This window comes from Lapidilactobacillus luobeiensis, assembly GCF_024345205.1.
Lineage (GTDB): Bacteria > Bacillota > Bacilli > Lactobacillales > Lactobacillaceae > Lapidilactobacillus > Lapidilactobacillus luobeiensis.
Window position 1 is genome coordinate 1 of sequence record NZ_BROC01000020.1, and the last position, 25,136, is coordinate 25,136.

Below are 25,136 nucleotides of genomic sequence, written 5' to 3' on the forward strand. Positions count from 1 at the left end.
ACGTTTTAAGAACAGAGTGCAAGCGAGTCGGGTTGCTTATGAGCATTAACCTAGCAAGTGATTTGGAAGCGTACCTCGCTTCCGAAACAATTGCGTAGTTAAGCACAGCAGTCAGTTGTGTGCCGCACGTTTAAAAAAGAACCGAGACAGGCGCAGACGATTTAGTCCGACTTGTTTCGGTTCTTTTTGATATTCTTCTGGTCAGCAAGTGGTCTTGAATGGGTCTAGAAGAATGAAATGGTTGTTATTCAGGTATTTGGGTCAGAATTTGAATATGCACTTTTTCGGAGTAGTCGCCAACTTATTCATAAACGGTCAAGTACTTGCCGAAGTCAATCACGCTTTCTAGCCTAAGCAATCTCGTCGGTCAATAAGCCGTGTCTCGTTGATCTGGCCTACCATAGTTAATAACTGTGGTTAGTGGTTATTAGGTCGGTGATACTAGCACAGCCTGTCTGATGAACTAGGGAAATTTTTTGATGATTCGTTCTGTTCCCAACAAATGTTTACATAACTATAAATTCGTTTCTGCTACTTTTTTACTGATCTCCCTTGAACTCATAATGATTACACAACCATCTTCGATATGTCGGCGCCTAACAAATTGGTGAGGTACAATAGATAATAGAAGCCGTGAAATCAACAATGGCAGTATTTGTATCACTGGATATTTTGCTAAAGACCACTGTGACTCAGACTCAAGCTCGACTTTTCCTGAGATTATTGCGATAACAATAGTGGAGGTTAGGATTATGACTACTTTTGGTGAGAATTTGAAACAGGTCCGGCACTTACACCACCTGACCCAAGCGGAACTTGCTGACCAACTAAATATTTCGCGTTCAGCTATTTCCAGTTGGGAAGTTGGCCGAAGCTACCCAGATCTGGATATGCTGGTCAGTTTAAGTCGCGTTCTCCAAATCTCCGTTGATCAATTAATCAAGGAGGCGCCTGTAATGGTGGCAACAATTAGTCGCGAACAACACAACAATCGGAAAAGAAAGCTTGCCTTACGGATCATTGTTCCTGTTTTCTTTGCGTTATCAGTATTCACCGCATATCTGGTTTATCAGGATGTGGATGCTGTTAATCGGTTTTTCTCACCTAATTGGTCGGCCGGGTTGACTATTAAGAAACGTCAGGCTAACGTGTGGACCACTGTGGTCTGGGACCAAGGTTCACTGGTTGAGGGTTCGATTTTCAGAAAGTCGGCATTAACTAATCATGTCGCCAGCACCAGTCAAGTCAGGGTGCGCCTGGTCGATCGAAACGGTCAAGCGCTGGGAAAATCTTTTAGCCTTAAACCAGGACAGCAGCGAAAACTGAACGTTAAGTCACGACAAGCCTTTCGGGTTAAAGTCAAGTTACCTCAAGGCAGATACATCCTAAATTGCCACTGATTTAGTGGTCGGCGCTAATCTGTTAAGACGTAATCCGACCAAACGCACATTATTTCCCGGGAACAATGGCGCACTTCGCATTTGTCCCGTGGTATCAGGGTTTACGCACTCACCGATTTTACGGTGGCACAGTTTTGACCCTTTTCAAATTATTTTGGCTCATCTGGCACTTCCTTGGAGAAGATCCCGTTGAGCTTTTTTGCGACTTCAAAGTTACTGTTGGGGTAGAGATGACCGTAAGTACCGAGCGTCGTTTCGATGTCTTCATGCCCCAGACGTTCTTTGATCTGGAGTGGATTTTCGCCGAGGCTGATCAAGAGTGACACATGCGAGTGGCGGAGTCCGTACACGGTAATTCGCTGAACCTTGGCCGCTTCGCTGTACGTGTCCACGACATCAATGAATTGCTGGTCGGAACACGGAATCCCATCACGTGAGAATACCCATTCGGACTGCACCATTTCTGCTTGTGCGGACTGCCACGCGCCTAAACACGCCACAGTATCATCATCAAGCGCTACGGTGCGATGACTAGCAGCAGTCTTAGGCGCTGGTGTCTCAAACCAGTTGCGGTTGTGATAGTCCATCGTCTTGTTGATGTTCACAGTCTTAGCTTCGAGATCAATGTCTGTCCACTTTAGTGCCCGTGCCTCACCGCTACGCAAGCCGGACATGAACATGAACCACAATACCGTGTAATCAAAGCGTCCCGTGTACGTATCGGTGCACATTTTTTCGAGTACCTTTTGAAAGTCGGCTTGTGTCCAGAAGTGGATCTTAGCTTTCTTCTTCTTGATAAGGCCAACGATCCGCACAGGATTTTCAGTGATGATACCAAGTGCCTTGGCTCGCTCTAGCACTTGGCCTAACATAATATTGATAGTTCGTGCATAGGATTGCTGACAATCTTTGAGCACGCTGACTTGCCAATGTTGCACATCAATCGGCCGAATTTGGTCAATGATGATGTCATTGAACCTAGTCAGGTACTCGCTGTTCATCAAGACCAGTCGCTGGCGGTAGGTACGTGGTTTCACTTGGGTTTTGTACCAAGGCTTGAATACGTCTTCCATGAAGTTGCCAAAACGAGTCTTCTTAATATCCTCATGATCGGCGACCCCAGCCGCCAACAGTGCTAATCTAGCTTTTTTCGCCTCCGTTTTCGTCTTGAAGCCACTGGCACGCTTTTGAATTCGTTTGCCAGTCCGTTTATCAGTTCCTAAGCTCACGCGGAAGCTAAACGTGCCATCCGCTTGTTTGGTAATCGGGTCTTTCGTAGTCAAGATAGTTCCTCCTTAACTGCGGAAAGGCCACTTGGTGCACCCTCAAGTTGGCTTAGTTTCAAGCCTAATACTGCGTCTACTGCTTCCACTGGAACACGGTCTACGCCTTTCGTACCGTACCATCCAAGACCACGTTTGAGCAACAACTCTTTCGCCATTTTGATGATACGACTTGCTTGCGCTGGACTGTATCCCAACTTCACTAAATCAGCCCGTGTCAGGGTCAGATATGCTGGCATACTGTTCTCCTTTTTCAAATTGGAGATCGCCGCGATTTACTGACCGTGATATACTTAGCTTGTCTAGGGCAAAGTTTCGGGTCAGCGCGGCAATCGCGTTCATTCGTTGCTTTGTTTTTCTTTTGCTTCAAAATCGTCTAGGTACACACCACGGTTGCTATTTTGATAATGTTGAATCAAGTCGACCTGTCGTGGACTAAGTTTGCCAGCATCAATAATTTCATCGAGTGTATTCGTTCCTAACATCTCGTCTAAAATTACGATTAGTTTCAACGAGGAGCTCACTTGCTTTTTGAGCCAGCCAATCGTGGTTTCAAAATCGAATGGTTGGGGGTCAACGGTCAGGGAAAGTTTGTCGCGGTTAGCGCCAATAAACGTTGCCCACCGTGGGTCAATCGGCCAACTTTGCTTACTCTTGCTCTTAGTCGGCGTCAGGAAGCAGATGTAATGGTTAATGATGCCGAAGATGACCTTTTCAGGATCGCGCGTTGCCAACAGCTCATCAATTCCAGAATCGGCACGCTCATCAGTCAACCGCACCTCAAAGCGATTCTTGATTGGCTGTTCTTCAATCGGGAGTTTGTCTTCTTGCAAGCCATTTTGCCGTTGCCACTGCTCAAAGTCCTTTTCGTAAATCACCATGTGCACACCGCTTTGACGCGAACCCAGTTCCAAGGTATTGCCTTCTTTATGGTCACGATCTGACCGGTGAATTTTGCCACCTTTGAAGCGCGACCGATATTCACCGCGCCGATACTTCTCAATCAGTTCTGGGATATCCAAAACGCCGTAACGATCATTGATGGCAAGGTCGATGCGCTTGAAATGAGCACCAAGTTCTTGGCAGGCCAAGAAGACATCGTACCACGACCGTTTTTGTCCTCTCAGGTAGTTCTCAAGGTAGCGACAGCCTTGGCCGCTAAGCTCAATCATCGTGCCTTTATCGCGCTTTAGCCAGTCCTCTTCGGATTCACCGTGGTGCCGTTCTGGTTGTGGTGAAAGCATCACCGTCAGCTCGGCGCATAGCAGTTTGTGCGTGTAACCGTAAAACGCCCAATCTTCATGGCGGAAGTGGTCTGGGTTCATTTGAAATACCTGTCGAATGATGTTTTCGGCATCGTGTGACTTAAAGGTCACGCGGAAGTAGTCGATACAGCAATCTAAGTTGTTCCGTTTGGTCAGTGTCCGCATCGCTGTCATCAGTTTAGCCCTAGCTTGCGCTGTGAGCTGTTTTCGGCCTCTAATCAAGGCGTTGATATACTCACGGCTATATCCCGTTGTATCGGCTAATTGTTGCTGTATCACGCCATAAGCGTCTTGGAACTCGACCAGATCATTAAGCCATGTTTCCTGTTGCGGATTAACTAACGTTAAATCCTTTTTCATCTCACCATTCCTTTCGATGTGAACTAATTTGGCGTCAAGTTTGCCCGATATTTCTTGCAAAATGCCGGTATGACGCGGATTTTTTCTACCTAGCAGGTTTATTGTGTCATACTATCGCCCCCCTATTAGAGCTTTTGCGGACAGAAAAAGAGACCGCGGTTGGAGATACCGCGGCCGTTCTTGATCGAATTGATGAATATATGCCAAAGGTTACAGAGATACGTAGAGTAATGCACATGATGGGTGACTTCTCACCGCGACAACTAGACGGATTATCGGAACAGCTTGACCAAATCATGCAATACTTCCGCCCGTACACACCTGTTAATGAAGACGGTGAACCGGAGACAGATCAGAATGGCCGACAAATTACGAAACAATCTAAATATCGAGAATTACCAATTAAGGAAATCCACCATATTTACCAAGAAATCAAAGCCATACAAACATACCAAGATAACGAAATCAAATCTGCATTAACGAATGACGATATTGGATAATAAACTAGATTAAGTTGTTCCCAGCAAAGCAATATTCGAATTATTACTGATCGTAACTAACTCCAGCTATGGTCATACAATTTTATGGTCGTAGCGGGGGTAAGATTACAATAAAAAGAATTTCACAATTCGATTGTTCTTGCTTTTAACCAAATTTCGATTTCTTTTGGCGACTCTACCAAGCCTCTATCCAGCCATTCTTTAATCCATCCATACATGCCATACAGATAAAACGACTCTAGATACACTTCGTAATTATTACCTGCACGTTTGTTCAACAGAATTCTCTTGAGAACTGGAACGATTAAACGTAGGTACCCCCGCTGATTTAACAGTTTATAGAAGTCCTCGTTACTCTTCAAATGCTGAAATATTCCAGCTAAGAGTTCGTCATTCCTGCCAAAATCTTGACGTTCATGTTCAAAATGGACTTCGTTTTGATGATACCAATCCATGATAATTTTATTGCAATAACCGGCTAGAACAGCTTCCATATCTTGAAAATTTCGGTAGAAAGACACTCTGCTGATTTGTGAAACTCTAGACAGCTCACTGACTGTAATTTGATCTAACTCCTTTTTCTTCAGCAATACCAACAAAGCCTTTGTCAGTTCGTTTTTGGCGAAGGTTTGTTTTTGTGTATTATTCATGTCTTTACAAACCTCCTTCTGTTGTTTCATTTTGTCGTTATGGCGCAATAATGTACAGTTATCATATCAAGCTATGTTACACTTGTAAAGTCGAATCGGCATAGAGTTTATGTAATGAAAGAGCAGTTCCTGTTAGGACTACTCGTTGCAAAGGTGATCATGATATCATTTGGCTGCTTTGGATTGGAATTGATGATGAAGTCTGTCGATATGTGTGGACAAGTAGTATCTGGACTAGCTAGATAAAAATTTGAAATAGGATGTAGAACGTTATGAAAAAAAAGCTGTTTACAGTGGGTAAAATCCTTGGAATCATATTGGCCTCGTTATGCCTTTTGCTGTTTCTCTTTATTTTGGGTCCCAATCATTTAATCACGACCCAAATTAGTAGTATTTTCTTCCCGTTAACCGCGGGCCATCTGTTAATACTGTTGATTCTTTTAACAATCCTATCGCTAGGACTTATTGGATGGATAATCAAACAAAAAATGAAACCGGGTAAGCTTATCATCACACTAGCGGTAGTATCCGTGGCGGCACTGCTTGTTGGTGGAACAGAGTGGGTGATAGAAAAACATATTGTGCAGAAAAATGGTGGTGAGGTCAGCCTACTCGGAGATAAAAGTATTTCTATGAAAGCAAAGCCTGACACACAAGTTAGCTATGCACACAAAAACGGTAAAGATTTGACTGTGTCTATCTATAAGAATAAATCAAAATCAACTAAACATAAGCAACCCGTCTATGTCTATATACATGGTGGTGGCTGGGCCTCTGGTGACTCAGAGTCATCAGCTTGGCTGCACCGCGCAATGGCTGACAAAGGATATGTCGCCTTCAGCATCAACTATCGTTTAGCAACCGATGGGCAGCCAAATTGGCAAACTGCAACAGAAGATATTATCGATGCCATCAAATGGATAAAAAGTCATGCCGCGGACTACGGCGGTGATAGTGACCATATTCTCTTATCGGGTGAATCTGCAGGTGGGCAACTGGCACTGCTTTATACGGGATTAGTCTCAAGTGGCAAATTAAACGCACCACTTCCTGATGCAGTAGACGTAATGTATCCTGCTCTTGATATGACGTGGACAGCCAAGAATGGTCGTTATTTAAGCAGTAGTGTTGTCCCTGGAATCGTTGAAAAATATATTGGTGGCAGTTTGACAACACACAGAGATAGACTGGAAACGGTGTCGCCTGAAAACTACATTAGCGATAAGTTTCCTCCCGTATATATCATCCATGGGCAAAAGGACTCCTTAGTGACGGTCACGGGTTCTGAAAAATTTGTTAGGAAGCTTAACAAGGCTGGCGGTCATGCAAAACTGGTCAAAATTCCGTTTGCTAACCATGGAATCAACATGCAGGAAGTGGTCAGTTTAATGAGTAATGATGCCAAGAAAATCGATGGTTTGACTATTAAAGAATAGTGAAGGAATCTTGAACGTGCTGGAAAAGTATTTGTCAGTCTTTTTAGTAATTAGGTCGAATCATATTTCACAAGATCAATGTGAACATCTTTTAAAGCAATACGAGGCAGGTATTAACATGAATATCCTCACTTAAAGGGTGCAACTCATGGATTTGTTCCCGAAGGTAATGACAACCGCAAAGAAAATGTATTTCAAAAACATCTGAAACAACAAGCACGAATTAGGTTAGTCAGACATGTCAATAAGCAATTGGAGGAATGGAATTATTGAGTCACAACTTGTTCAATGATTTTCAAACGAAAGGAGCATGCGTTTTGGACGATGAGAGGGATAAGAATAGGACGAGCACCACATCTTCTGATTATGATGAGAGCGACAAAGATAAGACAAGCACCGCCTCTTCAAATTACGATTGTTCCTGCTGGCAGGAATTCTGGTCAAGTTATTACTTGACTGAAATGTTTCTCCAAGATCTATAAAGTCGAGCATCTCACTTAAATGTGGGATGCTTTTTAGTAAAGCTTTCAACGAACAGGAGAATAATTATTGAGTCGAATAGACTGGTACCACTGCCAAAAATAAATAAGACTGCCCAAGTAACGGCAGTCCTATATATTGGGGTGGCACAGCAGTGGCACTTCCTGACAGCAATATATCTGATATTAGTATAACTACCCATGCTATAAAGCGTATTGTTGCTGGATTCTGTGAGTTAGTCGAACGAGTTATTTATTTCCCGGGAAATAATGTTCTCGAGTGATTAACTTACCGAACCCTGATGTAAACCGCTTCTTGAGGCGCGCTACCACATTGACGTTATATAAAACGATGATGGCTGTGCCCCCACATGGATTTGAATGTTTTCCCGCGAAACAGCTTGCTGAACGACGTGATGCCGTTAAAGACCGTTTCACAGCCGTTCCGGAAATTGTAATTCTGATATTTAGCGATGTAGGATATTTCATGGTATTTTGTATCCATAATAGTGACGCAACTATTTAAAAATAACTAGGAAGATTTTTCATGAAATCCACAAATACGTAAATGAACAAATTTCAGAGTATCCCAAGTTATGAACTTGCAGAAATCGATAGCAGTATCTTAATAATCTTTATCTTGCTCGTTGGACGAGGATCAATCAATCGTTCGATCTAGAGCCTAGAGCGCTAAAAAAGTCAGTAGCAACGAGTGGTCGACTCGTGGGCTACTGACTTTTTCAATGTACTTAGCGCAGGTTCAATACATATTGACCAGGTTTTGCTTTGATCCGGATGCGGTAATGGGTTTTTCCACCGGTCAGTTTAAGTTGACGCGTGCGCCCGGGCGGTAAAATAAAAGCGGGCGTGTGGAATTTACCAGTGGCGTCGGAAACTTGGACTTGAATGGTTCCAGAATTGCCAGCGGCGTTGATCAGGAGCCGCTGGGGATTGAGCGGGGTGCTTTTTGGGTGAGGAGAACCGTTCCAGCGAGTCGGCACCCATTGATCGCGCTCACTGGCGCGAATCAGCGTGACTGAAGTCTCGATCGGTGAAATGGTTTGTTTGATCGTGCTGATATTATGGACCAGTAAATAAAGTGCGATCAGAAGACCACCAATGAGCAGGAAAATAATAGATTTACGTGTTTTTTTACGTTGTAGCGGTGGAGCGGCAGTAGGCTGATCGTTGATCACTGGTGGTTTGGTGTCATTAAGTAGCCAGTCGACCGAGGTTTCGAGTAGCTGGCTTAAACTGATCAGCACCTCCAGATCAGGATAGTTGCGCCCGACCTCCCAGTTAGAGACTGCTGAACGGGAGACATTCAATTTTTGAGCCAGCTCTGTTTGTGTGAGCTGAAGCTGTTGTCGCCGTTGCTTGAGCCGGTCTCCAAAGGTTAGCATCTGAAACTTCTCCGATCCCTGATCTTCTCCGCTAAGGTTTTGTCTGATATAGATAATTGACGAAAAGACAGCTGTGCTCGCCGTAAATCTTCGGACACAAAATCTGTCATCCCCGTCTTATCAACATTCTTAATTGTACCGTCTTCTAAAACCCCTTGCAAGATGCTAAGGTGAACAGAGCGAGAATTGACCCGGTTAGGGTTTGAGCATTAGCTTAGCAATTGATTTGGAAGCTGGTCTTGCTTCCGGAACAATTGAGTAGCTAAGCGGAAAACACTGGGTCAATGAACGCGTTTAGAACAGAGCGAGAATTGACCCGGTTAGGGTTTGAGCATTAGCCTAGCAATTGGTTTGGAAGCTGGTCTTGCTTCCGGAACAATTGAGTAGCTAAGCGGAAAACGCTGGGTCAATGAACGCGTTTAGAACAGAGCGAGAATTGACCCGGGTAGAGTTTGAGCATTAGCCTAGCAAGCGTTTTAGAAACTGACCAGCAGGTATTGTGTATCAAACGGATAGCGACTGGCCTGCTCAAAAATGGGACAGAGGAGGAAAACATCGTTGTTAGAATTGACGCTAAGGCGCCTGACTAAGAAGTATGGGCAGAAACTTATTCTCGATCAGGTCACGCAGTCTTTTAGTTCTGATGCGGGGATCAGCGCGATCGTCGGGGAGAGTGGCGCCGGCAAGTCTACGCTTTTAAATCTTCTTTTTGGTAGTGATCAGCGTTATTCCGGCCAGTATTTGATCAATGGTCATGACGCGCAGACTTTGACTGCCGCGAACTGGGCTGGGCTACGTAGTCACAAGATCCAAATGGTTTATCAGGATTTCAAACTATTGTCGGATCTCACCGTCGCCGAGAATATCGAGTTCGCGGAACGGCGTTATAACGGCGATTACCAGGCGCGTAAGGAACAGTTGCTCCAACTATTGGGGATCCAGGCAATCGCCAACGCGAAAGTACGGGATATCAGTGGTGGTCAGAAACAGCGCGTGGCCATCGCCCGCGCATTATTGAATGAGCCTGAGCTATTACTGCTCGATGAGCCGACGGGGAATTTAGACCAGCGTCATACCACAGAACTGCTCGATTATTTGGCTAAAATCAAGCGCCGTGGTGTTGGGATCTTGATCGTGACTCATGATGAACGGGTCTTACCTTATGCAGACAAAATCTTTCGTCTCCAGGATGGCCAGTTGCAAGCGGAATCATCAGTGGTGCCGTCATCAATACCAGATCATTTTCCACCGGTATCTGAAGCGGCTGATGTCCCGTTGTCCCCAGCGCCAGCGCGACCCAAAACGCCAGCGAAAGTTCGACTCAAGTACATCTGGGTTGACCTTTTGCAGAAGTGGCGACAGTTTTGCCTAGCTAGTATTCCTCAAATCTTGATCTTGGCCGTGTTCATGCTGATTTTGACTGGGCTTAAGCAAGTGCTGCTCGGTGATATAACGGCAACATTTCAAGGTTTTGCCAGTAATGTGATCCAAATCGACACGCAAACTCTGACCCAATCAGCCCAAAAACGACTCAGTCAAAAGGGTATCGACGCCAGCGTTGATCAAAACCGGTTGTATTTCAGCCAGCAAGATCTTGATCAAGTGCGCCGTCTTCCTCAAGTGCAGCAGGCTTTTTTATTCAATACAAGTCAGTTAATCTTGGATCTGCAAGGCAATGAACTACAGGAGTCTTTAGCCAAGGATAAATTGCCGGCGACTTTTAAAAAATATCCCAGTTATATTGCAGCGCCAACAGAATTACTGTTTGCATTTCGAAGCCTGACGCTTCCTGCGAGCAAACTTAACTATTATGATCCGCAAAAAATCAACTTGCAAAGTGGGACCTACCCCACTACGGCCAACGAGATCCTAGTCCCTGACTTCTTTAAGGAGTATTTAGTTCAAAGCGGGCGTTCTGGCCAGCGGGTGCGTTTGCATGTGCGGAGTGAGCAGGCTCAATTTGTGACGAAGGCTTATCAAATCAGCGGCACTTATCAAACCGACTATCGCCGTCAGCTCCAACCCAATGTGGATCTTAATTACCGGCCGGCTTTTGCGATCTACACGGCCTATCATCAAATCGATGAGCTGGCGCTTCAACTTACCCGCAAGGCTTATGCGGAAAAGAAGGACAGTTATCAGGTCAACGCGGCGACGAAGGCCTATTCCCAGAAATTGGTCGGCACTTACGAGCAGTATCAGCGAAGTATGGGTCTGGGGCAACCAAGCATGTTGATCGTGGCACGGAACGCGGCGCAGATCCCTCAACTGACCAAAGAATTGGCGCGCAAATATCCGCTTTATCAGCAGATGTCGCAGTATTCCTTGAGTCATGGTGATTTTGCGACGACCTATCGTCAATTGTTACTGATCCTGGTGGCGGGGATCGTGGTGGTGGCCGCGCTATTGATCGTGATTTTTGTCTTCCTGAATAAGCAGAGTTTGCGTCATCGCCGGCAAGAGATGGGGATCCTGATCAGTTTAGGTTACCAACGCGGTGATGTGAAAAGGATCATTGCTGGAGAGATCATCAGCCAATTGGGTTTGATCTATCTCGGCGCGTTGCTCGTGGTCAAGTTGCTACATCAGTTCTTGATCCAGCGGTTCTCTTTTGCGAACTATTTCGTTGATCTGTATACCTGGTCGAATCAGGGTCTCATTTTGCTGGTATTGTTGCTGGTGATGTTCTTCTCGGTTCTCTGGGGACTGACGGTGATCAGAAAAAACCGGCTCAGTGAGAGTCTGAAATAAGGCTGGCACACGCGGCGGCGCTTTAGCCGGATCCGAACTTGCAGGAGCAGACGGGGATCAAACTGAGCAGCGGTGAAATCCTGAATAGACACTTCCCAAAGTATCATTGGAACGCTATGATAAGAGTAGTATTGCGTTTGTGCGTTAATAGCGCCGCTTGGGCGGATCATTAGGGGGGAGAGCAGATGAAATTGGCGTCAAAGGCATCATCTCGTCAGCGGACCACAGTCAAAATGAGATTGCGGCTGTTTATTAAACCGCTATTACGACTTAGTTTACCGCAGATCCTGCTCTTCACCACATTATTGCTGGTTTTGCTGGGGATCAGGCAGGTGACGCTGACGAGTTTTCGCGAGCATTTTACCGTGCTGGCGCCTAATGCGATCTACCTTGATGCGCAGACGTTGAAGCCTCATGAACAAGAGCGCCTGAATCAACAGGGCATCGAGGTCAGTACCGATCGAAACCGCTTGTTTTTCGCGCAAAGAGATTATGATCAAGTGCGAGACTTACCCTTGGTCAAGCAAGCCCTGCCCGCGGAAACGACCCGCTACATTCTCGACGCTAACGGCAATGAATTACAATTGTCCTTGGCTCAAAATCAGTTACCCCCGGTGTTTCAGCGTTATCGGAGTTTTGCGACGGCACCGTCGCAGCTGAACTTTGGCTTTCAAAGTTTACAAGTACCGCCGACGCAACTCAAGGCGTATAACCCACAAAATATTCAGCTCATCAGCGGCCATTATCCTAGCGCGGCCAATGAACTGCTGGTTCCTGATTTCTTTAACGCCGCCTATGATCACGGGGACCGTGCCGCGCGATCAGTGCAGTTACCGGTATTGACAGCAAAGGGTCAACGGCGAATGCGAACATACCAGATCAGTGGGACTTACCGCACGGATCATCGGACGAGTTTGTGGGCCGAACAACAAATTGGTCCCAAAAGAGTTTTTGCGCTGTATTTGCCATATCATCCAGAAGATCCCCTAAAAACATTGCGGACGCAAGCGACCTATCAGAATTTCCGCCAGTCCTTCGCGACCAATCAAGCGACCAAGGACTATTCTCAGAAACTAGTTGGCTCCTATGCCGCCTATTTAAAAAGTATCGGGATCGGGAAAACGGGCATGTTGGTCGTGACCCGTGACGCGGCGGCGGTGCCAAAAGTCAGCCAGCAGCTTGCCAAGCTTTATCCGCAGTATCTCCAAATTTCACGTTACGCCCAGACCCATGGTGAATTGGCAAGAACCTACTGGCTGTTATTGTTGATCGTTGTTGTGACCACTTTGTTGGTTATGGGGGCGTTGCTGTTGAGCTTGATCGGCAGTGATCGCCACTATTTGCGGCGGTATCAGGCGGAGCTCGCCAGTTTGGTGGGCTTAGCTAGTTATCGCGTTCAATTAAAGAAAATCATGACTTGGTTACTGGTCAGTCAACTGACTATTATTTATTTAGGGACTCAGGGATTGCTGGCGCTAGTCCAGTGGCAAGTGCTCGGGCGGCTCCGCCTGAGTCAATATTTTACCCAGCTGTTCACCTGGTCTGATCAAGGGCTGATCGCGCTGATCATGTTGACGATCTTGATCGTGGTGGTCTGTTGGGGCCGCTCTTATCTTGACCGGGTAGGCGTTAGCGGCCGGGTCGACAAGGAGAAAACATCTTGAAGAAAAAAGTTAAAATTAGTCTGCTAGTGTTGGTTCCCATTATCTTGATCGTGGGTGTCGTGGTTTTATTGCGAGTGAGCTCGAAATTAAGCCCAACGTCGATGCAAGACGTGACCGTCAGCACGAAAACCACCGCAGGGAAAATGCGGATCGTGATCCATCCCCGCGCTAAAAATGTTTTCCTGACCACGGAGATCTCCGGATCTGATGACTATCAAATTTATACTCGGCATTTTCTACCTTGGGAATCCCCTAAGCGTGATCTTATCCTGACCTACCACAAGGATACGAAAAATGCCGTGATCACGCGCCCCAACGACAGCAAAGTGCCTGCGGACGCCAAATTCGCGGTGCGGCTGATTTATTCGAATGGTGAGGAGAAATTGACCTGGGACTTGAATTAATTGGCCAAATGCAATAGAATTAATTGAATATAAGCAAGGAGGTTTATCATGTCGCAAAATTTGCATACTGGTATCGACGGCAACCGTCGCCCAGTCAACCAATCTAACATCAAGAAGAACATCAAAGCTAATGATCAAGTTTTAGCAACTTTGAAGAAGTTGGCTGACGCTGACAAGTAAGCAGTGTCCATTCCGACGCTGACGATGGAAGACCGCACTTTAGTGGTGGTCTTTTTATTTTGCTCAAAATCATTTGCTTGAATGACGGAGTAAGCACTTGAACAGGCGCCTTAACAAGAGTTTGAACAGAGTTTGCCAGGATCTTGACCGGTATTTTGGCTGTTCGTAGCTGTCAATGCCGCGCGTTGGGATTATTTTATCAGCTCATTTCCAGAAGTTTCGGACAAATACGACGGGTTTGCGTACTTAACTTTGGTGGGGTGAAATAGGTTGATCTAAATTGCCTTGGATTGGGTTCCGTTGCAACGATGAAGAGGACGTTCTCAATAAAAACTGCCTAGCAAGGAGCGGCTAGGCAGACATTTTTGATTTTTCGATTTTTAGGTCGAGCAAGGACTAGTTCAGAACGGGCTCACTGAGCCAATCGAAGGCGAGTAGGGTTTGGGTCGCGGTTTGGATCGGGATCCAAAGTTGAGCGGCGCGGATCTTAAAGAGGGTCCACCAGAAGAGTGAGTCACTTTTCTGGGTTTTGGTGAGGTGAAGTTTAACGGTTTGGCCGTCCTCGGTTTCGCATTCGATGTTTTTGGCGTTCTTGATCGTTTTGATTTGAACTGTCGTAATTTGCTCGCTGTCATTGATCAACATAACTATCATCCTTTCATTGAGCATGGTAATAGCATAACCGAGAATCATGACCGATTTGGGACCGTTTTTATCAGTAAGACGTGTTTTTACTTTGAAGAAAGATAGATGGTTCTTAACAGCAGTTAAAGGTTTTAGCTTTTTATTAAGGGGTTGCTGTTCGGGCGCGTAAGACGGCGCTTGCAAAAAGTTCGTGAAAGCATGGGTCGCGACCGGATTTTGTGCTAAACTAAAAGAAAATGGGCTAATCGAGGTCAATGCGATGAATGTTTTTCAAATTCTTAAATTTATTACTGTGAATCACCGTAGTTTAGCGCCAGAACAAGTGGTGCTGACCGATTTGAACGGAAAACCGAATGCGGTGATGACAGATCTACTCCATGATATTCTGACCAAGATCTACTTGTTCGTGGATCTTGGCGCGGTCAATGATCCCCATGAGGTGATCACCAAGTTGGCGGTAGTCACGCCACTGCCCCATGATGTTTTGGACGAATATCAAAAGGCGTTGGAGCAAAGTGTTTATCAAGTCAATTTTGCGACCAAGAAGCAACTGGTGGAGATCGTCTACGACGATTTTGTTTAGCGGTTCTCCAGTCAAATCAAGACGGCGTAAACCAAGTTCAGGAATCGCGGGACTTGGTTTATTTGTTATCCGCGGGGCTGTCGTTATTTGCTGAGGATCTGCGCTGTATTGCAGTTCGTAATGGGATCATGGTTAGTCGCAGTTTGTAATGGAATCACGGTTAGTCGAAGTGAGGGAGGTGGCGCGGATGAAATTGCGCTGTGCTTATTGTGGGTTAGATTTGAATGAACAGCATTTTCAGGTCAGCGCGACGGCGTTGACCAGTATTTGTGATCTGTGCCAGCAACGGGGAATCAAGCCGGGACAATTAGGCAACGCGCAGATCGCGGCTTTGGCGCAGGCGCGTTCGGGGCAGTTTCTGGGGCAAAGCGAATTAGCGCCGGACTTGCCGCAACCACAACCGTTGGCGCTGAACAAGCAACAGCGGCGAGCCTGCGCTAGTGTGATCAATGCGTTTGACGCCTTGACGGTGGTTTGGCAAACGCCGGCGCGGCGGCAGGATTTTTATCAGCGGATCATTGGTTGGCAGGATCGACCTCAAGTGAATTTGAGCGGGGATCTGCCGCAAGATCTGCGCCGGCTAGGCTGTGATATCACAGACCTTTTTGACAAAAATGACTTGGATTATGCCACTCGTCAGCGAGTGCGGGAACAATTCGGCTATCATTGTCAATACTGCGGTCGTTATGGCGATAGTGTGGATCACAAGGATCCGGTGGCGTTATCGGCAGATAATCGGTGGGCAAATTTGACCTTGGCCTGTCGCGAGTGTAACCGGCTGAAGGGGGACATGCCCTATACGCTGTTCGTGCAATGGAATCAGGAAGTGACCCCACTGCTCCGCAAATTGGTGGCGGCTGAGCGGACGTTGACGGCGTTGCGCCAGCGTCAGGAGCGCGTTCAAGCCAAATTGGCGGTGGAGCAACATTTGCATGGTCAGGTCATGGCGCCCGCCGCCCAAGCATTGCGGCAACAGATCAAGTTGTTGCAAGGATTGCGCGATGGTGAGAACAGTCAATATCAGAAGTGGATCAAGTTGCGGCACGATTATGTGATCAGCCATTATCAGGCTTGGTTGTTGGCGGAAATGGAGGAATAGGCATGCGATTTTTACAAACGGCGGATTGGCATATTGGGCGGCGCTTGTTCGGTTACGATTTGTTGGCGGAACAGGCGGCGGTCTTGAGCCAGGTGGCGACGATCGCCCAGGAGGAACAAGTGGACGCGATCGTGATTGCTGGTGATCTGTATGACCGGCAAAATCCTAACGAAACGGCGGTGGCGTTGCTGGATGCCACGATCCAACAGTTGAATTTGAGCTTGAAACTGCCGTTGTTGGTGATCAGCGGCAATCATGATAGCGGCGTCCGTTTAGGTGTGGGCGCCGATTGGTTCGCCGAAACCGACTATTTCTTGCGGACGACTTTGGCCTCGGTGGATCAGCCGCTAACGTTGGGGGACACGCAATTTTTCCTGTTGCCTTATTTCGAACCGTTTCAGGCGCGGCAATTTCTGCAAGATGACAGTATCCATACCGTGGCCCAAGCGATGACCCAGTTGGTGGCGCGGATGCAGGCGCAATTTACGCCGGGCTTGCAACATGTGTTAGTGGCGCATTTCTTTGCGGCGGGCAGCACCCACTCGGACTCGGAGACCACGGTGGCGGTGGGCGGCTTGGACGCGGTGCCACTGGATCAATTGGCGGGGTTCGATTACGTGGCCTTGGGACATATCCACAACAAGAACGCGCTACACAGCGAACGGGTCCGTTATAGCGGTTCGTTGAACAAGTTTTCGCTTTCAGAAGTTGATCAGACCAAGGGGGTTTTGATTGTGGAAACGACGCCAGCGTTAACCGTCAAGTTCCGACCGGTCACCCCGCTCCACGATGTTCAAAATATTCGTGGTGCTTTTGCGGATTTGAGTGATCCTGACTACTTACGCCAACATCAGATCGATCAGACGGCGTATACCGGGATCGTTTTGCAAGACACGAATATCATTAGTAACGCCAGCGGGAAACTAAAGGCGCAATTTCCGCGTTTCTTGACGATGCAGCGGGAGCAAAGCGTGCAATTGGCGCAGCGGCAGCACTTGACGCAGGCGCAGATCAAAGCGCCGTTACAGTTGTTGGCGGATTTCTATCAGCAGTTGACAGATAAGCCGTTAACGCCGGCCCAGCAGACTTGGGCGGCGGAAACGTTGAAGGAGGTGGATCGTTCATGAAACCAATCAAATTGACGCTGGACTTCTTCGGTCCCTATCGTCATGAGGTCGTCGATTTCAGTCGGTTCGAACAACAACCGCTGTTCTTGATCAGCGGGGCGACCGGCGCTGGCAAATCGACCTTGTTCGATGGGTTGGTCTACGCGCTTTACGGCGATGCTGCCAGTCCGCAACGCCAGGATAAGGATCTGCGCTCTGATTTCGCCACCCCGGCAGACCTGACCCAAGTGACCCTGACCTTCAGCCATCGCGGTAAATTCTATCAGGTATTACGCAGTCCAGCCCAGACGCAGAACAAGAAGCGGGGCAGCGGCGTGACGGAAATGTTGACCCAAGCCAGTTTGACTGTTTTCCAAGACGCCGCCCTGCAAGTGGAAGAAAATCAGATCCTCCAAGTCAAAAAGGTCAATCTCTTTTTGACTGACCTTCTACAAATGAACTCGGCCCAATTTCGGCAAATCATTTTGTTGCCGCAAGGAGATTTCCGCAACTTCCTCGATGGTGACAGTGATCAAAAGGAACAAGTATTGCGCAACCTCTTCCAAACCCAGCGTTATGAACGCTGGATCGACGCTTTGCAACAATCGTATAAAGATCAACGCAAACAAAACGAGGCCACGACGCAACGGATCCAGGCGTTATTGCAACAGGTCCTGTGGCCAGCTGATGGCGCGCCGGCGGAAACCACGTCCTTGCCTGAACAGGCGGCGTTGTTGGCCAGCCAACTGCAAGACCAGCAAGCAAAATTGGCCCAACTCAAACAACAAAAGGATGCTCAGATTGAAGTTAGCGCCGCTGCCCAAACGGCGTTACAACAGGGGCAACAAGTCAGCGCTTTGTTAGCGCAACAGGAAAAGCTAAAGCAGGAGCAAGCCAAATTAGCCGCCCAAGCGCCGACGGTGGCCCTCTGGCGGCAACAGCTTCAAGACTGGCAATGGGCGCGAGAACGTTTACCGCAACAGCAACAATTCACAGCGGCGCAAAATCAAGTCGTCCACTGGCGGCAACGGTTGACCGCAAACGCCAAATCAAGCCAAGAAAATGCGCAAGCCCAGACCGTTTTGGCGCAAGAGCAGGCGGAACTAACGGCGGCCCAACCAGAACAAGCGCAATTGCAGACACAGATCCAACAATGGCAGAGTCAATTACCACTCTATCAAGCGGTCGACGCGCAACAAAGCGCTCGCGATCAGGCGGCGGCTCAAGTGGCAGAACAGCAGGTGACAGTCAGCGCGGCAATGACCAAACTGGAGCGGCAGCGCCACGAGTTGGCGACTTTGACGGCCGCCCAAGCGCAACAACCTGACTTTGCTGGGGAACAAGTGATGTTATTGACCCGACAAAATCAATTACAAGACTGGCAAAAACAATTGGCGCAACTGCAACAGGCCCAACAACAGTTACAGGATTGGCAAGGTCAACAAAAGAGATTAAGTCAAGAACAGTTTGAGTTGAATACAGTGGCGGCGCGTGCTTTGGCAACTTATCAGCGCCAACGAAGCGATTTTGCCCAGCAACAGATCGCCCGGCTGAGTCAAGATCTATTGCCAGGAACGCCCTGCCCGGTCTGTGGTTCCCGTGAACATCCCGCGCCAGCGGTGGCGGTGGCCAGTACCGTCACCGAAGCAGCGGTAGATGAAGCCGATCAAGCCCGGCAAATGGCCAGTCGTGCCGCCTTGGCCAAAGAGCACGAATTAGCGGAATTGACCAATAAGTTAACGGAACAAACTACCGCCCTAACAACTGGCGCTCAAACACTTCGTCAAGAATTATTAGCGGCTGCTTGGTTAGCGCTGGCGCCGGACTTGGCGGCGGATTTTTATCAGGTGGGGGCTCGTTTACTGCTGGCGCCAGCTGCTAAGATCGATCAAGCTCAGCAAGAATTGGCCGCGGCGCAACGGGCCAGTCTAAAAGCTGGCCAGCGATTAGAAAAATTGCGCCAACAAGTGGATCGGGCCCAAGCGGCGGTTCAAGCTGATCAGGAAAAATTGCATCAAGCGCAACAGGCCTTAGCGGTGCAACAAACCCAGTTGGCCGACTTGAAAGCCCGTTTGGCGGCGGACTTTGCCACGTCTCAGGCGCTACAACAGGCCCTGGATCAGGCCTTGAAACAAGCTGACGTTTACCAAAAGCAAGTCCAAACGGTCAATGAGCGGCAACAGATGTTGTTGCAACAGGCGAAAGTCCAAGAAGCTAATGATCAACAATTCACGGAGCAACTAGCGGTAGCGCAGGAGCAAGTTGACCAGTTAAAGACACAATTGGCGGCCGCTTTTAACCAACAGTGGCCGTCCTTGACAGATTTCACAGCCCAAGACCAAGCTTATCAAGCGCTATTGACCGCCAGTCAGCAACAAGAACAGGTGACGGCTCAGCTCAAGGCTTATGATGAGCAGCAGTTGAAATTAAGCACACTGCTTGGTGAAGTCGTGGCCAAATTACCAGCAACGCCACAACGACCTGATCTGGCGGTCCTGCAGGCAAATGCGACCAATGCCAGCGCACGCTTGACGACCTTGAGTGATCAGTTGGCAGCGCAAACGCAGCAACAGCGTCAACAACAGAAGTTGTTGACTGGGATCCAAACGGCGCTGGACCAGTTGACAGATTTGACGGAATTACAGGAATTGGCGGAGGTGACCCGCGGCGTGGGCAGTCAGAAGTTAGGACTGGAGCGCTACGTTTTACGGATGTACCTGGAAGAAGTGCTTAAAGTCGCCAACACCCGCTTGGACCAGTTGACTCAAGGCCGCTATCAATTGGCGCTTGATGATGAACTCCAAGCCGCGCGGAAGAAATCTGGATTGGAATTGAATGTTTATGACGATTATACCGGCGAATTCCGCAGTGTGCGCACTTTGTCAGGTGGCGAAAGCTTTATCGCGGCCCTGTCGCTGGCGTTAGCCTTGGGCGAAGTCGTGCAGCAACAAACCGGCGCCATCGAGATCAACACGCTTTTTATTGATGAAGGGTTCGGCTCGCTGGACGAAGAGGCGTTACAAACGGCGATCGCCGCTTTGACCGGTTTAGAAGGACAGCAACGCCTGATCGGGATCATCAGCCATGTCCGGGAATTGCAGTTACAGATCACCAGCCAACTACAAGTGGTCGCCAATGGTAATGGGGAAAGCCATATCCGCTACCGCTTGGCCGACGAACCAGAAAGTGATGGATAGTGCTTGCTTGTAAAGTTGCGCTTGTTGCCTAGGGCGCGGAAACAGGCTGATCACGCTTGATTTTTAGGTTTAACTCGACTAATGCTCAGCAGCCATCCAACTGGCTGGCCCTGTTATTTGATAATTTGGGTAAATAAAAAGTCTAAGATTTGTTGATCGGTCCGACATGATCAACAACCTTAGACTGTTTTTTTACTTTTTTACTTTCTTAGTTTCGTTATCTTTGCTGCATTACTCTTTTTCTGACCCTGAGCACCGAGGAAAAAAATGATGCCAGCTAGCGCAAGGAAGAAAAGACTGAGATAGAACAGGGGGCTACTAGCGAGAGTGATTCCAAGGTCAGGAAACTCCTTAGCATCCTGAGCCACCAGAACAGAGGTAACAATGAACAGCAGCAACCCTCCAATCAAGTAAGCCCCTCCGATCTTCCGATACCTTACCAGTTGTTGTTGCGCGCTTCGTTCCTTGAAATAACTGTAGTGATAACCTAACGATAAAATAAAGAACAGCAGAATAATGTAGAGATAGTCGCTCTTATAGACAGGATAGCCCCTAAGTCCTGGCCAAATGGAGCAGCCAATTAATGCAATCACACCAAGGATAAAGTAGACCTTGCCCATTATAAAATATTCCTTCATCATCTTTTGTTAACCTCCAATAATTTTTGCTTGATACCACTTTATTTTGGTCAGGGGAGTAGATCAAGTACGCATTAAAGTAGTCGAGTGAGTAAAGCCGTTAATAAAACTGACTTAGCTGAGGTGCGCCTTTTTTTGTTTCGAACTGGTCACTATTTAATAACTCACAGTGCCCATTAGGACTCAAAAATATAAATGAATTTTGGCAACAAAAATAGCCCGTAAATCATCGCCAGATTGGTGGCAACAACGTAATCATATCCCAAATGGATAGCGCTTTCAATAATAAATATAATTTATTTATTATTTTTAAATTAAAATCGCATAATCTTGCGCATTTGTGTAATTGGAGGAGTGGCCGTTCATTTAATGATCGTAAAGCTTTTAGCAGACCGACGGCAAACAAAAAGCCACAGCGAGTTGCCGCGGCTGTGGCTCGATGAGCACTAGATTTAGAGGTGGCGCTTAATTATGACTAGCAGAATCGGACTATCTGCGGCAAGACTGCCACTGGTTCTTCAAGCAAACGATCCCGGTGTCACCCACCCAAGCAGTCGTGGTTCACAAGCCATGGTCGTCAAGTGCGTGGTCCCCCATCAATTGACCATAGCTTGCCAGTCGGCGTGAGTGCTCAAACGACTATTATAACGTTTAGCGGCTGGAGCGGAACGATTCGGGGTGAGATCGCTGTGAAATGGTTGAGAGTGCGAGCCGACCTGGGCAGCTTCTGAGCATTAGCCTAGCAACTATTTTGGAGGCTGGGCTTTGCCTCCGGAATAGTTGCGTAGCTAAGCGGAAGAAGCTAGGTCAGCGAACACGTTTAGTGGCTTTGCCACTTAGACCAAGGCCTGATTTTAAGACTCGCGGTTTTTGCGAGGCTTAAAACAGCGCCCACAGCGAGCTCACCCAAGCTACGGACATCATACTTTAATCAACGCTGTAGGTACCGTTTCAAAAACGTCTGTGTCCGTGGTTTTTGCGGTTGCGTGAAGATTTCCTCGGCGGAGCCTTCTTCGGCGATGACCCCTTGATCCATGAAGACCACGTGATCAGAAATATCTCGGGCAAAGGCCATTTCATGGGTGACTAAAACCATGGTCAAGCCAGTATGCGCCAGGGCCCGCATTGAATCGAGCACATCATCGACCATTTCCGGATCCAACGCCGAAGTTGGTTCATCGAACAGGAGGACTTCTGGACTCATCGAGACCGCGCGGGCGATCCCGATCCGTTGTTTTTGCCCGCCGGAAAGTTGACTGGGTTTGGCGTTGACATAAGGGGTCATGCCGACTTTCTCCAATTGGGCCAGCGCCATTTCGCGGGCCGCTTCAGGGGTGCGGTTCAAAACGGTGGTTTGCCCGACCATGCAGTTTTGTAAAACGTTCAGGTTGTTGAAAAGGTTGAAAGATTGAAAGACCATGCCGACCTTGGCGCGGTAGGCGGTGATATCAAACTTCGGCGCTAGGATATTTTCGCCGTGGAAGGTGATCGTTCCTTGGGTGGGTTGCTCCAACAAGTTGATGCAGCGCAACAAGGTAGATTTGCCTGAGCCGGAGGAGCCGATGATCGTGACGACTTCGCCGCGGCGGATCTGTAAATTGATGTCTTTCAGGACTTGGTGGTCGCCGAAAGATTTCTCTAAGTGGGTAACTGCTAGAATTTCGTCTGTCATGGGGAACCTCCTAATTGGTCAGGCTAGTTTTGGGATTAGTGACTTGGTTCTGATTGGCCATCAAATTGTAGTTTTGCGGGCCGTCCATTTTCCGTTCGACCCAGCGCAGGATCCGGGTGATCGTGAAGGTGAGGATCAAGTAGATCGCGGAAATGATCAGGTAGGTGTGGAAGAATTGGAAGTTCTGGCCGGCGATGGTTGAGCCTTGGAAGAACAATTCAGAAACGGAAATAACGCTGAGCACCGAAGTATCCTTGATGTTGATCACGAATTCGTTGGTCACTGCAGGCAGACTATTGCGGATCGCTTGAGGCAAAATGATTTTGTTCATGGTCTGCAAATGGGTCATGCCCAGCGCGTGGGCGGCTTCGAACTGACCGGAATCGACGGCGATGATGCCACCGCGCATGATCTCGGCCAAGTAAGCGCCGGTGTTGACGGAAACGATCACCAAAGCGGCGGCCAACCGATTCATATTCCAGCCAAACGCTTGCGCGGCGCCGTAATAAACGACGGCGGCCTGCACGATCATTGGCGTGCCGCGGAAAACTTCGATATAAACGGATAGCAGCCAGTCAACGAAACGCAGTAGACCGCGGCGCCAAGCGGAACCGCTCCGGTGGATCGTGCGAATGATCCCAACTAACAAGCCGATCACGAAGCCGACAATGGTGCCGACCAGAGAGATCAGTAAGGTGATGCCCGTCCCACTGGCTAACATGCCGCCATATTGTTTCAGTAAACTAACGACCCAATTGCCTTGAGATTTTGCCTGGGGTTGTTGCGCCACCGCGGCAGTCATCAATTGGTTGCGTTCTTTTTGCGAGATCTGGGCCAAGGCGGCGTTGATCTTGAGTTTGTCCGGATCATTTTTCCGCAGGCCAATGGCAAGGTCGGTGTCTTCGGGCTTGGTTTTGAACCCTTGGGCGCCTTTGAATTCGACCATGGTCATATTGGGATTGGCGCCGGTGACGCTGATGCCTTCTGGTTTCTCAGAAATATAACCGTCGATGGTGCCGGATTCCAAAGCCACCCGCATCGCCGGAAAATCCTTCATCGCCGGCTCTTTGATCGCGCCTTTGATCTGGCTCAAAGCGGTGTAATGGTAGGTGTTCAACTGCCCGGTCAATTTGGCGCCGCTGAAGTCGCTGAGTTTGGTGGCCTGAGCGTATTTGCTGTCCTTGCGTACGACAATCACCAATTGTGAAGCGTAATACGTGTCGGAAAAGTCGATCGTCTTGCGCCGTTCCGCGGTGGGCGACATGCCGGCGATGGTCGCGTCGATTTTGCCGGAGGTCAGGGCCGGCGCTAATCCGTCCCAACTGGTCTTGACCACGACCAATTTCTTGCCTAGGGCGTGGGCGACCTTCTTGGCCATTTGCACATCGTAACCGCCGGCGTAGGCTGAGGAACCGTCGATTTGGACTGCGCCGTTGCTGGCGTCCGTCTGAGTCCAGTTGAACGGCGGATAACCCGCCTCCATCCCGACCTTGAACGTATCTGAATTGCTGGCGGCCTGACTGGCGTTGGCAGGTAAAGCCCACCAACCGACTAAAATCAAACCTAAAACAATCAACCCTTGACGCAAATGTTTCATGATGAACTCCTCCATGTAATCGTGCTCGCGCAACTGACTTTTCCGCTTAGCTACGCGAGGCTTCCGGAAGCGAAGTGCAGCTTCCAAAATCCTTGCTAGGCTAATGCTCAAAGTCACCCTGTTGTGCTGCGCACTCTCTGGTTAAGAGCCAACAAAAAGACCTTTACTGAAATCAAATTCAATAAAGGTCTTGTCCATAATTTATTCTTGAATGACCACTCGCGGTTGCCCGGCGAATCATCCCAAAATCATAGCGCTCCTCAAGCTTCAACGAAAACGCTGAAGTTCGAGACAGTCCAACAGCTCTTAACTGTTGGCCCAACCTGATTCGCGGCCAAACGGGAATCAGATTTCGGCAATCCTCCTTAAGCTCGGTTCAACGTGTTTGGACACTCCCCGAGGTTGGTGATTCATGCGACCTCTATTTGCTTTGCGGCATTTTAACTTAGTTGCTATCCTACTAGTTATTCGTTACCCTGTCAAGGAAAATATTTGCGCAACTGGCGATCAATGATCACTGAATTTGTGGTGAACGAAGTAGTGGGCAGTCTTACAAGATCTGAACTGAACGGTTTTCCAAAATCAAACCGCGCCGAAAAACGAAATAGAGATCGATCCCAGCATGAGGCCAAATTTTAAAGAGATTATTGATAGTAAGTTGGAGTTCGTTCACATTTTTTTCTAAAAATGAGGTAAACTATAACTAATAAGTGCCCGCCTTAGTTCCGGCTTTTGCCGGAGCTTCTATTAGTGTCTTTAGACCCAGTTGAGCCCGCGAAGCGCGCGAAACAAAAAACCACCCGCTATGCGGGTGGATAACAATA

General features: G+C 48.1%; 20 protein-coding genes and 1 riboswitch. Of the genes, 11 read left to right on the forward strand and 9 right to left on the reverse strand.

The annotated features are described in order from the left end of the window. The first annotated feature begins 752 nt into the window (after positions 1-752). The gene (locus OCU21_RS07475) at positions 753-1,400 is read left to right on the forward strand and encodes a helix-turn-helix domain-containing protein (protein WP_261806817.1); all 648 of its coding nucleotides are present in this window, start codon (positions 753-755) and stop codon (positions 1,398-1,400) included. 149 nt (positions 1,401-1,549) lie between these two features. On the opposite strand, the gene OCU21_RS07480 is transcribed toward OCU21_RS07475, so the two are convergent. The 3 genes from OCU21_RS07480 to OCU21_RS07490 all read right to left on the reverse strand — a co-directional run bounded on the left by OCU21_RS07480 (position 1,550) and on the right by OCU21_RS07490 (position 4,308). Then, positions 1,550-2,683 (reverse strand): site-specific integrase, encoded by a 1,134-nt coding sequence (locus tag OCU21_RS07480; RefSeq protein WP_261806818.1) that lies wholly within the window; start codon positions 2,681-2,683, stop codon positions 1,550-1,552. Continuing rightward, the gene (locus OCU21_RS07485) at positions 2,680-2,922 is read right to left on the reverse strand and encodes a DUF3173 family protein (RefSeq protein ID WP_261806819.1); all 243 of its coding nucleotides are present in this window, start codon (positions 2,920-2,922) and stop codon (positions 2,680-2,682) included. The genes OCU21_RS07480 and OCU21_RS07485 overlap by 4 nt, the downstream gene beginning before the upstream one ends. A 99-nt stretch (positions 2,923-3,021) precedes the next feature. Continuing rightward, positions 3,022-4,308: a replication initiation factor domain-containing protein gene (locus tag OCU21_RS07490; protein WP_261806820.1), complete on the reverse strand. Its 1,287-nt coding sequence runs from the start codon at positions 4,306-4,308 to the stop codon at positions 3,022-3,024. 134 nt (positions 4,309-4,442) lie between these two features. On the opposite strand from OCU21_RS07490, the gene OCU21_RS07495 reads away from it, so the two are divergent. Next, a complete protein-coding gene (locus OCU21_RS07495; protein WP_261806821.1) occupies positions 4,443-4,808 on the forward strand; it encodes a hypothetical protein in 366 nt (121 codons plus the stop codon). 122 nt (positions 4,809-4,930) lie between these two features. Here OCU21_RS07495 and OCU21_RS07500 read toward each other — a convergent pair whose 3' ends face one another. Beyond that, positions 4,931-5,458 (reverse strand): TetR/AcrR family transcriptional regulator, encoded by a 528-nt coding sequence (locus OCU21_RS07500; protein ID WP_261806822.1) that lies wholly within the window; start codon positions 5,456-5,458, stop codon positions 4,931-4,933. 272 nt (positions 5,459-5,730) lie between these two features. Here OCU21_RS07500 and OCU21_RS07505 point away from each other — a divergent pair, with 272 nt between their 5' ends. Further along, positions 5,731-6,894: an alpha/beta hydrolase gene (locus tag OCU21_RS07505; protein WP_261806823.1), complete on the forward strand. Its 1,164-nt coding sequence runs from the start codon at positions 5,731-5,733 to the stop codon at positions 6,892-6,894. Positions 6,895-8,122: 1,228 nt separating this feature from the next. Here the strand turns inward: OCU21_RS07505 and OCU21_RS07510 are convergent. Further along, positions 8,123-8,776: a helix-turn-helix domain-containing protein gene (locus OCU21_RS07510; protein WP_261806824.1), complete on the reverse strand. Its 654-nt coding sequence runs from the start codon at positions 8,774-8,776 to the stop codon at positions 8,123-8,125. A gap of 558 nt (positions 8,777-9,334) precedes the next feature. Here OCU21_RS07510 and OCU21_RS07515 point away from each other — a divergent pair. The 4 genes from OCU21_RS07515 to OCU21_RS07530 all read left to right on the forward strand — a co-directional run bounded on the left by OCU21_RS07515 (position 9,335) and on the right by OCU21_RS07530 (position 13,775). Next, entirely contained in the window at positions 9,335-11,527 is a 2,193-nt protein-coding gene (locus tag OCU21_RS07515) for an ABC transporter ATP-binding protein/permease (protein WP_261806825.1), read from the forward strand. 185 nt (positions 11,528-11,712) lie between these two features. Beyond that, entirely contained in the window at positions 11,713-13,191 is a 1,479-nt protein-coding gene (locus OCU21_RS07520; protein WP_261806826.1) for a hypothetical protein, read from the forward strand. Continuing rightward, positions 13,188-13,595, forward strand: a complete 408-nt coding sequence (locus OCU21_RS07525) for a hypothetical protein (protein ID WP_261806827.1) — start codon at positions 13,188-13,190, stop codon at positions 13,593-13,595. Before OCU21_RS07520 ends, OCU21_RS07525 begins: the two co-directional genes overlap by 4 nt. A gap of 48 nt (positions 13,596-13,643) precedes the next feature. Next, on the forward strand, positions 13,644-13,775 hold the full coding sequence (locus tag OCU21_RS07530; RefSeq protein WP_261806828.1) for a hypothetical protein: 132 nt from the start codon (positions 13,644-13,646) through the stop codon (positions 13,773-13,775). Positions 13,776-14,171: 396 nt separating this feature from the next. Here the strand turns inward: OCU21_RS07530 and OCU21_RS07535 are convergent, their stop codons facing one another. Further along, positions 14,172-14,420, reverse strand: a complete 249-nt coding sequence (locus OCU21_RS07535; RefSeq protein ID WP_125599289.1) for a hypothetical protein — start codon at positions 14,418-14,420, stop codon at positions 14,172-14,174. A gap of 259 nt (positions 14,421-14,679) precedes the next feature. Between OCU21_RS07535 and OCU21_RS07540 the strand changes: the two genes are divergently transcribed. The 4 genes from OCU21_RS07540 (at position 14,680) to OCU21_RS07555 (ending at position 20,405) form a co-directional block, all read left to right on the forward strand. Then, positions 14,680-15,003, forward strand: a complete 324-nt coding sequence (locus OCU21_RS07540) for a hypothetical protein (RefSeq protein ID WP_125599293.1) — start codon at positions 14,680-14,682, stop codon at positions 15,001-15,003. A gap of 187 nt (positions 15,004-15,190) precedes the next feature. Further along, entirely contained in the window at positions 15,191-16,102 is a 912-nt protein-coding gene (locus OCU21_RS07545) for an HNH endonuclease (protein WP_261806829.1), read from the forward strand. A 2-nt stretch (positions 16,103-16,104) separates the two neighbouring features. Continuing rightward, the gene (locus OCU21_RS07550; RefSeq protein WP_261806830.1) at positions 16,105-17,229 is read left to right on the forward strand and encodes an exonuclease SbcCD subunit D; all 1,125 of its coding nucleotides are present in this window, start codon (positions 16,105-16,107) and stop codon (positions 17,227-17,229) included. Then, complete coding sequence (locus tag OCU21_RS07555; RefSeq protein WP_261806831.1) at positions 17,226-20,405, forward strand: AAA family ATPase; 3,180 nt, start codon at positions 17,226-17,228, stop codon at positions 20,403-20,405. Before OCU21_RS07550 ends, OCU21_RS07555 begins: the two co-directional genes overlap by 4 nt. Before the next feature lie 200 nt (positions 20,406-20,605). Here the strand turns inward: OCU21_RS07555 and OCU21_RS07560 are convergent, their stop codons facing one another. The 3 genes from OCU21_RS07560 to OCU21_RS07570 form a co-directional block, all read right to left on the reverse strand. Further along, positions 20,606-21,046, reverse strand: coding sequence for a hypothetical protein (locus OCU21_RS07560; protein ID WP_261806832.1), 441 nt, complete (start codon positions 21,044-21,046; stop codon positions 20,606-20,608). A gap of 928 nt (positions 21,047-21,974) precedes the next feature. Next, complete coding sequence (locus OCU21_RS07565) at positions 21,975-22,715, reverse strand: amino acid ABC transporter ATP-binding protein (RefSeq protein WP_261806833.1); 741 nt, start codon at positions 22,713-22,715, stop codon at positions 21,975-21,977. A 10-nt stretch (positions 22,716-22,725) separates the two neighbouring features. After that, on the reverse strand, positions 22,726-24,312 hold the full coding sequence (locus tag OCU21_RS07570) for an ABC transporter permease subunit (RefSeq protein WP_261806834.1): 1,587 nt from the start codon (positions 24,310-24,312) through the stop codon (positions 22,726-22,728). Between the two features lie 243 nt (positions 24,313-24,555). Next, a riboswitch (Lysine riboswitch) is annotated at positions 24,556-24,744 on the reverse strand. Positions 24,745-25,136: the final 392 nt, after the last annotated feature.